Below are 15,550 nucleotides of genomic sequence, written 5' to 3' on the forward strand. Positions count from 1 at the left end.
GAGTAATTAGCGACTAATCTAGTTTGAATCTTAAAATTGATAACGAGCGCCGAAATAGAAACGCCTGCCATTAGCGTACACGCCCGTTGGTGCGTATTGGTTTCTTTCGTATGTATACGCAATTTCATTATTTAAATTAATGAATTCAAATACCAGATCAGTTTTGTCATTAATAGAGAAAGTGATATTGCCATCAAGTTGTCCATAATTATCCATGGTGACTTCGCCGATACCTGTGGCAAATTTAGTACGGTAATTGTAAGCAAAACGAATGCTGAGCCAGCTATTTTCGTAATATGATGTGACATTAAAACTGTGTTTTGATGTGCCAGGTATGAGCGCTGAGGTGTCTGTTAACTGCTGGGTGCGGCTGCCGTCGACAAAGGTATAGTTAGCAATTACCCCAAAGCCGTTAAACAAATGCTGTTGATAGCTAAGCTCTAGGCCCCTCACACTACCACCATTGCCATTTATTGGCCTGTCGATTGACATAATAATGCCCTCATGGTTTTCGAGCTGTCTTTTAAATTCAATAAAGGATTCAACGTCTTTATTAAATATAGCTAATGAGGCCAAAGCGCTTTCTTCAAAATACCATTCTAGACCTGCGTCAAATTGAGTTGCACGGTAAGGGTCTAGACTGGGGTTTCCACCTTGTCCTTGCGCTTGGGTCACATTGTAATTCGTTGAAGGCATTAAATGATGAAACTGTGCACGAGACATGACCCGAGCAACTGAAAAACGAGCGATAAGATCTTCATCTAGGTCGAACTTAATATTGGCACTAGGCAATATGTCTGTGTAATTTTTTTGATCAGTAAGCCATTCAAACCCGTTACTTGTTTGTGAGTCAATTTGTTTAAACGCGGATGCGTCTTGCCATGTATTAACCAGTCTTACCCCTAAATTAGCTCGATAGCTTTCACCTTCAAGGAGTAACTTAATATAGCCTGCTAAAGACTGCTCTTGTATATCGAAACGACTAGCGGTCTCTATTTCTTGTTGAAAAGGGAGCGTTGAAAACGCCTGGCTAAGGCTTGCAATATCAACGAAGCTATACAGCTTTAAAGTGTCTGAATTTCCAATATTGGTTAGATAGTTATCAATAAATGCTGCTGGATGCTCAGCAAGGTTTGTATCTAACACACTTGCTAAACCATCTATTCCTCCATCGAGTGAACGTAGCCTAGAAAATTCGCGAGTATGTTTTTTTACCTTGATCCCAAACTGTAGATCTGAGAGTGATTGATGCATTAACTCATACTTAAAGTCAGCTTGCAGATAAACTAAAGAGTCGGTTGCATCTTGGGCGTCTTTTCTTGCTTCGGTTAAGCGCCATTGTGCTGCATCTAAAGGTGAAACAGCATAATTTGCGACAATGTTTTTATGATGCTCGGTACTGACTGAGTAGTCGGTATTGGTAGAAAACTGCGAAGTGAAATCTTCGCTAGTGCCACCGCCACCATGTGTGAAGCCAAATCGATATTGGTTTTGCCATCGTGGGATTGATTGGCTTAATTCAAGTTGGATACTGCTGGTATCAATTTGTGACTTTCGCCATATGGCTTCCATACTGGTATTAAATTCAGCACCTTTTAACTGACCATACTCTCCATATACCAGGGTATTGTCGATGAATTTGGGGTTAGAAAGTGTACCGCCGTTGTTTAATACAATTGCAGGTTGCCATAAAAAGTTTTGGTTTGAGTTGTCGGCTTCAAGTTGTGAATAAAGTAGGTGACTCTTAAATTGCCAGTGTGGGTTCAGAATATATGAAATGCCTGAAGTTAGTGTGGTTAAGATACGCTGTTGTTGAAATACTGCTGATCCGCCACCACCGGGCGTCCAGACCTTTTTGAGATCAGCAGCTTTATTATTGCTGGTGATATATTGGTTATCAGCGACTTTGCTGTAATCTCGTTCGTGCCAGCCCCAAGATTCAAGTCCATCACGTCTAAGAGAACGTTTTAAACGACTTGCTGTGAACAAAAGGGCTAAATCTTGATCGTGGTTTTTCCAATTAAAAACACTACTTATTTGCGGGTCGAACTCGTTCGATAAGTCATTGTACTGTAGCTGAGTACTGATCAAAGCCAGATCGCCATCAGTATATAAAGGGTCTAGGGTTTTAATATTGATGCTACCACCTAAAGAGCCTTCATCTTGATCTGCTTGAGGGGTTTTATACACCTCGAGCGATGAGACGATATCAGCAGGTAGAAGTGTGAAGTTAAACCCACGAGTAGGTTGAGATGAGATCCACCAATCTGCAGAAGCTAAATATTGACCATTTAAAAAGGTTCTATTTTGCTCTGGCGTCGTTCCTCGAACACCAATACGTTCACCTTCACCTTGTACGCGAGATAATGAAATACCAGTGATCCTTTGCAAGGCTTCAGCCACATTTTTATCCGGAAACTTACCGATCTCTTGCGCACTGATAGTGTCGCTTATTTGGTCATTTAAACGTTTATAGCTTAAAGATTTGACAACGCTGTCATGAAAGCCTCTAATTTGGATTGTTTCTAAAAGATTTTCATTGTCTTTTTCAGAGGAATTAGCGGCAACTTGAGTGCAAAATAAGCAAAGAACAAACAGAGATTTTGTATTTTTATATGTCATTTATGCAAACCTCAAGAATAGCCAGACTCAAAAATAGTTGTATGGGGTTCAATATCGAGCGTGTAATATGTAGAACAATATACGCTTTTATAACGAATTTAACCATTACTTTACGGTAAGACCACAGAATAAGGTATTTTGATATTTTGCAGATGTCACGTATTTTAGTGAATGACGTCTTAATAGAACCAGCGACACTGAAAATTAAAATTTCAGGACAATGGCAAGCTATTGAGGCTAAGCAAATGGCTTTATTGTTGCTGTTAATCGAGCATCAAGGCCAGTGCGTGACTCGAGATAATATTATCGAAAAGCTATGGCCGAATACACTTGTGAGTGACAACTCGGTTTCTCAATTAATCGTCCAATTGCGTAAGACCCTTAAAGACAACAAAGCAGCACCTAAATTCATTAAAACCATCCCGCGAGAAGGGTATCAACTGATCGCCACAATATCTGAGCCACCCAGTATAAAAGAAAAACTCTTGGCTCCGAAGGTGAATAGGCCGATTTATTGGTTACTTTTTGGGGGATTCATTGGGCTATTAATTTCAACAGCTGTGAGTTATTTGAATCAACCTATAAAACAGGTCAACCCATTTAAATATGATTCGAGACTGACATCCGCACCAGGGCTTGAAGTGTATTTGCGTTACTCCCCGAATGGTCGATTTCTGGCTTTTAGTCATTTGGGGGAAAATCAATCACAATTTGACCTCGCTGTGTATGATAGCCATAGTAAAATAGTCCATAGTCTTAAAAACAGCAGTTACAGTGAAGAAGCGCCAGTTTGGTCACCAGATGGTAAGTGGTTGGCGTATTATCGCTTTGACCCATTTAGATGTGAAGTTCGAGCCATAGCTGTAGATCAAACCATAGAAATGTGGCGGTTAGGAAAAGAGAAAAAGCTTTTTGACTGCGAGTTAGGTTATGGTCCTCGTAAATTGTATTGGCTGGCAAATAATCATATTGTATTTAATACTCAAAAGATTAATCAGCAAATAGTAGAAGCTTATGAACTTGATGAACAATTAAATGTGATTAATCAGCTTCAATATGCGCATATTAAAGGGCAAATTTTAGATGCTGATACTGAGTCACAAACCTTGTTGTTAAAGTCACAAATAAACAATCAGCCACACCTAATAAGCCAATCTATTGCTGATCCCTTATTAAGCAAAGATGTGCTGGTAAACTCGAATGTGGCACTTGGAGCTTGGTACCGCTCAAAACAAATTATTACAGCAGATGATCAACTGTTTTTCAGTGACATTTCTAAACAGACTCGATTTTCACTGAACGATAAAGCAGGTTTGGTTGGGGATCTAGCCGTGAGTCAAGCTGGCCAATTAGTGGCTCACTCACAAGGTTATGCTCAAGTGAGCGTGTATCGGTTAAAAATAGATGATGTAAATACGCATCTAGTGCCAATTAGTTCAGCGACACGTATTGATGTCACACCGAGTTTGTCCTGTGATGGTGACTATTATGCTTTCGTGTCATTGCAGACACAGCAAGACGTATCTTCAGAAGTGTGGGTTCGAAACAGATTAAAAGCAAATGCTGAGTTAGCTTACACGCTTGAAAATAATGAGGCAGCAAAGTTATTACTATTCTCTCCTGATAATCAGTACTTAGCCTTGATGACTGAGTCTAATAAGCTTGTCATTATTAATTTATTTGCAAAATCGGCTGTAAAAATAGCCTCTGAATTTGAGTTTGTCAGAAACGTATATTGGGCTGAAGATAGCCGCTCATTATTTTTTACAAGTACAGATGAAAATGGCCAACCTCTCAGTTGGAACTTTACCTTGCTAGACTCAGGGAATAAATTGCTAAAAGAGTCACAAAACTGGCCACCACTGAGAGAGCGAAATGTGACCTTTACGCATTACGCTGAAGACTTAAAATCATATTTATTACCAAAACTAGCTAGTTATTTTGATGAGTCGCAATTAACCGCGTCCTTCGCACTATATCTACCTACTTTGCATGAAAATGGCGCCTATTTTGTGATCCGCGAAGGGCATAATCTTTCCTTATATCAATTTGATAATAAGAATGGCCAGATTTCTCTTATCAAAGAGCTTGGTACTTACCTTTACGATATCAATACGCCGCTATCTCTAAGCAGCGATAAAGAAGGGCAGTATATTCTCATTAATCGAATTGATGATATTGAGATGGACATAGTGCTTCACAGCGCAATTCAAGCTAAAACACACTAGGGCGTGTTTATCTTTGAGGTATGAGTTTTGTTCAAATCAAAGGCTTTCAATACACGAAATGAGCTACGAAGCATAATGAGTTATGTGAGTGGCGAATGACAAAGTAGTGGAAGCCTTTGGTTGAACTCTCCGAGCAGCGCGAGTTGGCCATTTATTCGGCGTTCTCGGCTGACTTACATAGAATAACTATGCGGGGCAACCCTTGCTACGCAGCCTCTGCGGGGCAGCCCCTGCCTGGCCTAAATACCCAACTCACTGCTGCAAAAACAAACAGCAAAGGTCAACACGCCCTAGTACTTAATTTAAAGCGCCAGGGTCAAGTGTTTGCATAAACGCTGAGATAGCCTTGATAGACCACTTCCGACTTCTCGCTTCTTTAAGTGCTTGTTTGGCATACTTCAAAGATAGCGCGTTATTTGGCTGAATTTCCGCTTTTAAAAGCAATAAAGTTGGATGACTATCATCTATATCAAGACCTGTATTAATGCAGCGTTTTAACTCTTGGGATTTGGCTGGCATTGTTTTCAATAATAAACACATATCCCGAATAGCTCTAAAATGATCATGCTCAGCGGCTTTTTGAAAATAAGAGAGCGCAATATGGGGACTGAACTCTGGGTTTTGGCTGTCAGAAAGTATGCTGCCTAGTCTGTATAAAGCGGGCAGGTTATTATGCTGAGCTGCAATTTTTAACCAATTTAATGCGGTTGCTCTGTCAGGATCATTTATGTCATTGCTGAGTATACCCGTTGCAAGCTTATACTGAGCTAGCGGGAAATTATTTTTTGCTGCAGCAAACAGTAAGGTTTGTGCTGCTTGTTCGTCTTGCCAGTGATATTTTAATAGTTGGCTCGCGTTATAATCATTCGATTGCAGCCATTGTGAAATATAAAACTGGATTTCCCCATTGCCTTGTTCGGCAGCATCTATGTGTTCACTAATTGATTGCTTGTATTGCTTTCTTTGATTCTGAAATGCTGTTTTATATTGCTTACCTTTAAAAGTTGTAAAATGGTAAGTCAGAGAACGATTTTTAATTGGCTTGTCAGTGTCGTACTGCCATAGACTCACCGCATTGATAAGCTCTGTCGAAAAAATGTGTTTAGGGTGGGCTGCAATTAAACTGATGTCAGTAACAGCGCCAGTATCATCAATATCAAACTCTAGCCAAACCCAGCCTTCGACGCCTTGTCTTATAGCTTGTTCTGGATAATTTGGCTGGTGATCGCGTACTTTGCTTAAAGATTTCTTTGGTTTACTGAATTCGCTTGGGAAGTACTTTGTTGCAATAACGTCAAACGCATAGTGTTGTTTGAGCGCCACATACATATCATTAAGTACTTGTTTATCTGTGTACTTTTGGCTTATTAGTTCAGCAGTTTGTTTGGCATCACTTAATCCGAAATCACTGGCGAGTAAAAACCAAGCGAAGGCTTTGGGAAGGCTTTTGTTAGTACCTTGGCCATGTAAAGACATGACAGCTAGGTTGTACATGGCATCGGAATTACCAAACTCGCTCAATTGCAGGAATTCTTCATAAGCTTTGGAAAAATTTTGCTGCTGATAATGTTGCGTAGCACTGAATAAATCTGCGTAACTTTGCTTTGAAAAACAGATAAGTAGTAACAGAAGAGGTCCTGTAAAACGCAAAAAATCCATAAATACGAGATGATTACCTGTCTAAGCGAAGTTGAGATTAAACTGAACAAAAATAAGGTTCAACTATGACACGAAATCACTAGCCTTGTATAGTTTATGGTATCTATATGATGAGAGTTTTTGTTGTATTTTCATAAATTGTCCTGAAGCGGCTAAACAATTAAAAAAGAAAGCCGATGTACTTTCGTACACCAGCTTTGGGGTGTGCTCCGGGCTTAGCACCGTGTTTATGCAAATGATCTTGCATAAACTTTTAAGTCATACCTGTGTTAGCTGAAATGACTTAAAAACTGAAACGCAAACCTGCCATGAAGCGTCTACCATCTTTGTAAACACCGGTTAAGGCTTGCTTCACACCTTCTTCTTGATAGCTGAAAGTGTGCTCGTCTGTTAAGTTGATAACTTCGAAAACAGCAGTGATGTTTTCATTAACATTGTAGTTAAATGACGCATCAATCTGACCGTATGCATCTTGATAACCAGGCCATGCACGACCTGTGTCGTAGCCGGTACGATAGTTATAAGAAATACGGCCGCTGTACGTTTCATTCTCATAATAAGTACTGAAGTTAAAAGTATGCTCAGAAATGCCAGGGATCAGAATGTCATTCCCCTCTAAGTCTTTCGACTCACCATCAACAAACGTATAGTTTGCTGCTATACCAAAGCCTTCAGTAATTTCGGTTTGATACCCTAACTCGATACCTTTTAAAGTTCCTGCAGGACCATTGATTGGGCGACTGATTTCAATCGCAACATTATCAAACGTTTCTGTTTGCGTATTCTCACCAAGAGTAGATTGCAAATCTTTATAGAAAAGGGCTGAAGAGAAAATACCTGCGTCAGAGAAGTACCACTCATAACCAACATCAAACTGAGTTGCTCTATAAGGGTCGATATTTGAGTTACCACCCGTACCTACACGTGTTTCAGTGTTATACGTGGTAGCATTAGTCATCGCAGCATAATCTGGGCGCGTCATTACGCGTGCTGCACTGAAACGTAAAATCATGTCTTCTTCCAGGTCAACGGCAAGGTTGATACTCGGTAAGATATCGAAATAGCTCTTGTCTTCTTCTTGCCAAACTTTTGCATCCGCAGGACCAACATACGCCCCCGTTGTTTGCTTAGTTTCTACGAGTCGAACGCCTAAGTTACCGCGAAGGCCGTCAGCATCGATATCAGCCTTGATATAGCTTGCTAAGATTTTTTCAGTGATTGCGAAGTTGCTGTCATAAAGGTAATCGTATTGCCAAGATAGTGCATCACCTGCCGCTCTTGTTTTATCTAAATCGGTCATCGCGTAGCTACTTAATGTGCCAGATGTGCCGATACCAGATAAGAAATCACTTGGTGAAGCGTATGAATAATCAGCTAAATTCCAGTCTAAATCTGTACGAGTTTGTGAACGGAGGCGAATATTCTCACGTTTGTGATCACGGTATTTAACACCCATTTTGATTTTACTGAATACAGCCACATCGATTGCACGTTCGAAGTCAGTTTGGCCGTAATATTCTTTATCTAAAGCATCATTGGAGTCATATCGTAAAAAGCCTAAATCCCAATGCTTACCGTCCGCAGGGCTTTTCGCATAGCTTGTTTCAATGCTTTCCACATTTTGTGCGTTATAGCTATGAACAGCATTGCCTTCCCAGCCAACGCTTCGGTCTGTTTGCGTACCACCTGAACCTTCTGTCACACCAACATGGTAGCTAGATTTCCATGTTTCGCCGTCATGAATTAGCTTTAAGTCATATGAGTTGGTTTTAAGTTTTGAATTACGAATTTTAGTTTCATCTAAGATATTGTTGCCATCAGGTGATAGCCCAAGCGTGCCAGCTTGTGCAAATCTACCCACTTTAGCATGATCAACCACATCTAAAGATTGATATTTTGAACCACCGTAACCAGGCAACCATAAGAAGTTTTGGTTTGCGTTATTTGCTTCTAAAGTTGAATTTAACGCGTTAAAAGTAACGTCCATGTTATCCGAAGGGCGATATTGAAGTGTTAAATTAAAACCAGTACGTACACGTTCTTGAGTGAACATGGCAGATCCACCACCGCCAGGTGTATAAACATTCTCAACGACAGTACCGTCTTCAAGTGTTTCATCACGGTGCGTCCAACTCCATGCCTCAATACCATCTCGGCGTAGATTACGCTCTTGTCTGAAAACTGATACTAATGCGCCAATTGATTCTTCGTCGTTTTTCCAACTGTATAAACCTGCTAACTGAGGATCTGTTTCACCTGACACTTCACTGTGCTGCATGATCACTGAACCTGCAATTTTATTTGCATCTAAATCAAGAGGTTTGCGCGTTTTAACGATAACAGTACCACCAATAGAGCCTTCGTCGATGTCAGCTTCTGGTGATTTATATACTTCTAAACCTGATACAATTTCAGAAGGTAGCATCGTATAGTTAAAACCACGGCTTGCGGATGAATCTACCCACCAATCAGCAGAACCAACAGCTTGACCATTTAATAGTGTACGGTTTTGGTTTTCTGAAGTACCACGGATACTAATGCGCTCACCTTCACCGAAGTTACGGCTCATTGATACACCTGTGATACGCTGTAGAGACTCTGCAACGTTTTGGTCTGGAAACTTACCGATGTCTTCAGAAGATACGGCGTCTACAATTGAGTTAGCGAAGCGTTTTGCATTGATAGACTTTACGACACTACCACGGATCCCACGAACTTGAATTACTTCAACTTCATCTGTTTGGGCACCTTGTGCAATAGCTGAAGAACTAAAACCTGCTGTTGATGCCATAAGAATGCTGCTGATTAAAACAGCAAGCGGCTTTTTATTATTTATGTTCATGCTTTGATTCCCCTTGAAAGCATTTATTTAACAATTGCGACTGTTCTGCAATGTTTATTAAGTTATCGCTTTTAAAAATGGAAATCTTGAAATGAAGTGATTAGTTGTGATTAATGCTATTTTGATTATAAGTATATGAAATAGTTGTGTATGTTTTTATAAAGTTAAAATTACTTAATTATTATTCAAGTGTACTTATATTCAAATTCACAAATAAAAATTAATAAACTTTTAACTTAAAGCCGTGCTTTGATATTGGTTTATGCCTTCTAGATAGTGAGTGTCGCTGAAAAATGAATGAGAGTCGTACTCGTTTTGTATCAATAAGGAGCTTAGGGCTTATACAGATATGCTAGTAAGACTATGCTAAATGGTTTCGTTCACAACTTCCATTACCTATAAACCAAGAACACTAGGCCTTAACACTTTGAGTTAAGTACAATGTATGGCAGCAGCTCTGCAATTAATTTTGCATTGCGTGGTGCGATTATTTAATACCCATGATTATTTATTGTGTTGAAGATAAATTGATTTGTGAGGGGAGCCAAAAATCGCAGCTTAATAATGCAATGAAGTAACATCAACCCTTAATCATCTCAAAACATTTTGAGGAATTTAAGTTGCCACTAACCGCGTTAAAAACTGCTTATTTAGAGCAACTAAATAGCAAAACTTTTGCCTTGCCTATATAGAAGCAGGTAATAGAGTGATAAAAGGAAGCGAGAGCGGTGTTAATGACAAGTTTTCTGCAAAAAAGAGTGTTTAATGTAAAAGGAGCTCTTTAATAATGAAGACAACTTAGGGCTGAGAATGCTCAGCCCTAATGTTAAAGGCTCTTCTTTGGTGGTAAGGCCACATTCGCAAATATAAGACCGGCTACCAATGACATGAAGATCAAAAATGTTTGTTGACCTATTTGATCTGCATTAACAAAGCTCTGGCCTTCAATCAATGAATTAAGGCCAATATAAGTTTTCGAGCCAGGTACTAAAACGATCAACCCCTGCATTGCAACAATTGATGCAGGTGCATTGACGATTCGATTAAAGAGGTTACTGAATACGCCAACTGCAAATGCGCCAACAAAAGCACCAATGCTGTAATCAAAATAAACAGCAGCACTAATACTCGCAGCATAGGCAATAAAGCCAGAAGCAATCGACCAACTAGCATGTTTTAACTTTGTTCTGAAAATAATAATTAAGCTACTACAAAGTAATAATATTGCTAACCATGCCGTCCACTTGGGTAATGCTTCAGGTTGGATAAAGTCTGTTTTTCCAAATAGTGCAAAGCCAATACTTATACCTAAAAAAGCCCCAAAGTATAATTTGAACAACATCATAATGGCGTCCATTACACGTGCTGTTCCAGATACCAAGTGTCGAGCCGATAACTCAGCAAAGCCTAGAGCAAATGCTAGACCAGGAATAAATACAATGATTGATGAAAGCACCACTAACCTTATATTTACACCGGGATCGATATAGCTGCTGACTGCACACGCAGCAATGGATGCTGCAATGGCAACTAATGGTTCGAGCATGTGTGTGACGCGCTTCGAACGCGCTGACCAAAGAACAAACAAGAAAACAATCAATGAAATGAGTCCTGACCAAAGGACATCATTCCAACTGGTACCCATCAGCATAGCAAATGCAGAACCAGATACCATAAAAGCAAATGCAGTAAACCAATTATTATAAGGGCTTTTGCTTGTGTCGATTTTTTCTAAACTGTTTTCAGCTTCTTCGATTGATAATTCACCAGCCAACAAACGGTTAACCACATCATCCGTATCAGCCAATGAGCCTAAGTCATGATCGCCCGGATCAACACGTGCTACATGGGTATACTCTTCTTCATGGCCTTCAGTCCAAATAACAAATGTGACGGAAGTGGGTGACATTACAAAAGAAGACTTTAACTTGAGATGTGTTGCGACTTCCATTAAATGGGCTTCAAGTCGGTAGGCAGGTGTGCCGTATTTATGCAGCATTTTGCCAAGCTTAACAATAAACTTTCTTTTTTGCGTAAAACTAGCTGTGTTCAAGTTTTTAACCAAATGAGGGTGGTAAAAGTAAATATTAGGTTAACTATAGCTTAAGTTAACCTAACTGGTATGCTTTGTTAGAAACGGTGCGAATTCTAATCACTTTTGAGGGTATGTCTAGCAATTTATTGTGAATTATTTTTGTTTTTTGCTTCAATCCATTGAGCCATGTATTGCGTACTTTTCATTGTATGATGCTTTAACATTTGGCCGGTAAAATTAGTCATACGATGTGCGTCTAGGTTGTTTGCTACTGAATTAATTTTTCTCACTAAATTACCGCTTAATTCGACCTTATCGTAAAATTCGTTGAGTAGCACTTTGCCATTATTTACACTGCGATTGAATTCACTTTCTTGTTGGTAAAGCTTTACTGCGGCGTTGGCAAACTCTTCTGCAGTATTCGCTATGAACCCTGGCCATTCTTGACCATTCGTCATGCCTTCGGCACCAATATCGGTTGTAATGCTCGGTGTTTGGTTAATCATGGCTTCCAGTAACTTGCCTTTAATCCCTGCACCAAATCGTAACGGCGCCAGACATACTCTGGCATTTTGCATCACTTGGTTTGCATCATTAGCCCAACCTTTGATTAAAAAACCTGTCTTTGGGTTATTTAACGCAGTCGCTTTTGGTGGTGGGTAAGAGCCATAAATATGTAACTCTGCTTCAGGCAATTGCTTTTTAATGAGCGGCCAAATTTCTTGAAGGTATAAAACAGCATCCCAGTTTGGAGCATGTCTAAAATTACCAATAGTCATAAAATGGGCTCTTTGCTCAAAGCTAGGTAAGGCCTCAGGTAGTTCTTCAAGATTAACCAAAAATGGCAAGTGGTGGCATAAACTTAAATCAACTTTAAAGAATGTTTCAAGCAAAGACATTTCGTAACTTGAGATAATTAAACTCAGATCACAGCGAAGGATTGCAGCGATTTCTCGCTTAGCAATGTCGCTTTGCAAATCAGCAAGTGTAAACTCTCTTTTGGCTTTTTGTGCACTGTGCCGTGCTTGCCTTAAACATTGTAAGTCTTCAGTATCTAAAATTTTAAGCGCATTTGGCGCGAATTTATCAACTCGCCAACCAAATTGTTCTTCCATCATGAAGCGATCAAACATGACGATATCAGGGGCAAAGTCTTTGAGGTAATCATCAAAGCTCGAACAATTTAATGCAATTTCTTTACTGCTAATACCATGGTTACTTAGATCAACCATATGTTCTGTTGGCTGAGCTGGTGTGGCAAATTCGACTTGCCAATTTTGTGAACGAAAGAGCGTGAGCAATGACATCATATGCGTTCCAGCTGCGGATGAATTCGGCTCAGGCCAAACATAGCCAATTACTAAAACACGTTTACTCATAATTATCTCATTAACGTAGGATTTTTGCGGGCGTGAAGTCTAACTGAAATTTCGTTAAAACTCGATGCTGAAAAATACATAATTGCAATTAAAACGAGGTACGAGTCGCAAACTGTAACAAGCGAGCTTTCGTATACAAATGGCTAGGTTTATTGTTTATCAAAACCACAAATTATGCTTCAAGATAGCCGTAAATAGCTGCATTTTTAATGATTTAAGTATATTATTTCGCAACTAAATGTTTGGGGGAAAAGTATGTACCGCACAATATCGTCTGTCTTTGGCGTTTTTTTCGTTTCACTTTTGATAAGCTCTGACGCTATAGCTAATACAAACTCAAGCGAATACCAAACACCAACGCCTGAATTCGCCCGTTTAGTAGAAGTGCAATCTACGCCAGATATTTTGATGAGCCCGGATAATGATTGGTTGGTTCAGTTGTCTACTCATTCGCTAGGAAAAACCAAACAGGCTCAGCCACAGCTTAATTTGTTTGGTATTGAGTTTAATCCCTATAATTTTTCTCGCCACGATATTAAGCGCTACGTTGAGATAGAAATAAAACACGTTATTTCAGGCTCAGTATTGAATATCAATAACTTACCTGATGGCGAAATTCGCGATGTTAAATGGTCTGCAAATAGTCGCTATTTAAGTTTTGTTTTGGAACAATCAAATTCAGCGACCTTATGGGTTTTCGATGTGCAAAGCAGAAGACTTGAACAAGTCACGCAATCGACCTTAAATGGCTTTTTAACTAAAACACCGTACCAATGGCTTCCAGATAGCACGGGATTTGTTGTAAATGTCGCGGTGAATCATGGCAAACCATTATTAGAAAAACCTAAAGCAGAAAAAGTTAAGTCGATTGCTTTACCAAGTCGTGATGGTTTAGTCGTTACAGAGCACTTTCACCCAATTGAAGTTCAGGCTCTGCAACCTAATGCAAATACGTCAGCAGAAGTTGATGTTACTCCTGATCAGCCAGAGGTTGTGCAGGAAACAATGTCAGATGAAACTAACGCTGAAGAAAATATTGAACCTGATCCTATTGCAGATCAATTTAAGTTTTTTGCTCAAGGACAACTTATCAAAATTAATTTGAGTGGGTTAGCTAAGCCTATTGGTCAAGCCACTTTTTTGAACCATTTTGATGTCTCTCCTGATTCTACAAATTTAATCGTTAACATGATTGATGATCCAATTACGTCAGCATTGCCTATGCAAAACTTTGCAAATGTGTGGCACGTTTGGGGGATGACAGGACATGCATTATATGAACTGTCGGTAAATCCTCTTGTTGAATCAATAGACACAAAACCCGTGCATTTAAAGCAAAAGTTTCAGTGGCGTTTAGATAAAGGAGCAACCGTGTTGTGGGCAGAGCCAAAGCCAGATGGCTCCGAAAATTTATTGGTTGTGAGTGCACCGTTTCGTAAAGCCCCTCAAGTATTCGCAACATTAGATTGGCAGCTTGAACATATTAATTGGGCATCGGATTCTTTAGCTTTGCTAACAGAGAAATCTTTAGATGGAAAGAAATATCGTCAAAGCATAATTACACCAAGAGATGCACAGCAGCGTCGTGTTGTATTTAAAGAGTTTAATAGTCAACTACCTGAAAATGTTTGGCATAAATTTATAATGCAAACCAATGACCTTGGTACGGAAGTGCTAAAAGTAGTGGGTGGGCGCTATTTGTTTGTGCTTAGTCAGCAGGTTGAGGGCGATATTGTGTCGCAAGTATTAGAGCGTTTCGATGCTAAAACAAACAGTAAATCTACATTATGGCGTTCTCAGGCTGAGTTTTCGGAGTCTTTAGTTTCACTTTTAGATGATGAAGGTATGCGCTTGTTGCTAAGCAAAGAAACTCAGTTACAGCCAACGAACTTTTTTGTCAGTGATCTTACTTTTAATACCCTTGAACAACTTACTCGAAATACGCATCCAATCGAGGGTTTTATTGGGGTCAAGAAAGAACAATTACAATACTTACGTGCTGATGGCAAAAAGCTAACGGCTAATCTCTATCTGCCTAACAACTATGACTTTACACAAGGCAGTTTGCCTGTGTTGTTTTGGCTTGGTGATGATATTTACAATAAAAAAGGTGAGTTTGTAACAAGTAACCATAAAGATATGGTTGCCTATGTGACAAAAGGCGTTGCAATACTAGAAAACCCAAGTATGCCGAGTATTCAAAATGTGGCTTCTAGTAATGCATTTATGACCGACTTTAAATCGAGTTTAAAAGCAGCCACAGATGCGTTAATAGCAAAAGGTGTCGCAGAACTTGGCAAAATGTCCATTGCTGGCCATGGTCGTGGAGCAACACTGGCGTCTTTGGCACTTGCGAATACAGATTACTTTTCATCAGGAATTTTAAGAAGTGGTCAATACAATGCGTCAATGGCGACAAAAGGTTACTTAGATAGTGACTTTGCTTATTGGCAAAATGCATCTATTTTTGCCGGTGTTTCAGCTTTTAATTCAATTGATAAGATAGATGTCCCTGTTTTAATTATTCATGGTCAAGCTGACGAAACAGCATCAGTCCTTCAGGCTGAATTATTATATAAGACTCTATTTGCTTTGAATAAAGAAGCAAGGTTGGTTTTGTTACCAAATGAACATCATCAATATCAAAGTATCGAAGCTATCTTACATGTATTGTGGGAACAAGAGCAGTGGTTAGAGCGCTTTGTTTTACCAAAACCGAGTGAGTATTTACTTAATTGATGATAGGGGGAGTTTAGCCTTTGCTTGAAAAAAGTGCTTAAAGATC

The 15,550-nt window shown here is 39.5% G+C and carries 7 protein-coding genes; 2 read left to right on the forward strand and 5 right to left on the reverse strand.

Annotated features, from left to right (window positions below; all coding sequences use genetic code 11):
• Nucleotides 1-30: 30 nt before the first annotated feature.
• The gene (locus ACH784_RS18595; RefSeq protein ID WP_404396422.1) at nt 31-2,622 is read right to left on the reverse strand and encodes a TonB-dependent receptor; all 2,592 of its coding nucleotides are present in this window, start codon (nt 2,620-2,622) and stop codon (nt 31-33) included.
• 152 nt (nt 2,623-2,774) lie between these two features.
• Here ACH784_RS18595 and ACH784_RS18600 point away from each other — a divergent pair, with 152 nt between their 5' ends.
• On the forward strand, nt 2,775-4,850 hold the full coding sequence (locus ACH784_RS18600) for a winged helix-turn-helix domain-containing protein (protein ID WP_404396425.1): 2,076 nt from the start codon (nt 2,775-2,777) through the stop codon (nt 4,848-4,850).
• 297 nt (nt 4,851-5,147) lie between these two features.
• On the opposite strand, the gene ACH784_RS18605 is transcribed toward ACH784_RS18600, so the two are convergent.
• The 4 genes from ACH784_RS18605 to ACH784_RS18620 form a co-directional block, all read right to left on the reverse strand.
• On the reverse strand, nt 5,148-6,509 hold the full coding sequence (locus ACH784_RS18605; RefSeq protein ID WP_404396428.1) for a TonB family protein: 1,362 nt from the start codon (nt 6,507-6,509) through the stop codon (nt 5,148-5,150).
• Between the two features lie 283 nt (nt 6,510-6,792).
• Nucleotides 6,793-9,351 carry a TonB-dependent receptor gene (locus ACH784_RS18610; RefSeq protein WP_404396431.1) on the reverse strand — a complete coding sequence of 853 codons (2,559 nt, stop codon included), beginning with the start codon at nt 9,349-9,351 and terminating at the stop codon, nt 6,793-6,795.
• 826 nt (nt 9,352-10,177) lie between these two features.
• A complete protein-coding gene (locus ACH784_RS18615) occupies nt 10,178-11,404 on the reverse strand; it encodes a threonine/serine exporter ThrE family protein (RefSeq protein WP_404396433.1) in 1,227 nt (408 codons plus the stop codon).
• Between the two features lie 125 nt (nt 11,405-11,529).
• Complete coding sequence (locus ACH784_RS18620) at nt 11,530-12,765, reverse strand: glycosyltransferase (RefSeq protein WP_404396436.1); 1,236 nt, start codon at nt 12,763-12,765, stop codon at nt 11,530-11,532.
• Between the two features lie 255 nt (nt 12,766-13,020).
• Here ACH784_RS18620 and ACH784_RS18625 point away from each other — a divergent pair, with 255 nt between their 5' ends.
• Complete coding sequence (locus ACH784_RS18625) at nt 13,021-15,504, forward strand: prolyl oligopeptidase family serine peptidase (protein ID WP_404396438.1); 2,484 nt, start codon at nt 13,021-13,023, stop codon at nt 15,502-15,504.
• The last annotated feature ends 46 nt before the right edge of the window (nt 15,505-15,550 follow it).

The sequence above is a fragment of the Pseudoalteromonas phenolica genome (assembly GCF_044788725.1).
In the GTDB taxonomy this organism is placed as follows: Bacteria; Pseudomonadota; Gammaproteobacteria; order Enterobacterales; family Alteromonadaceae; genus Pseudoalteromonas; species Pseudoalteromonas phenolica_C.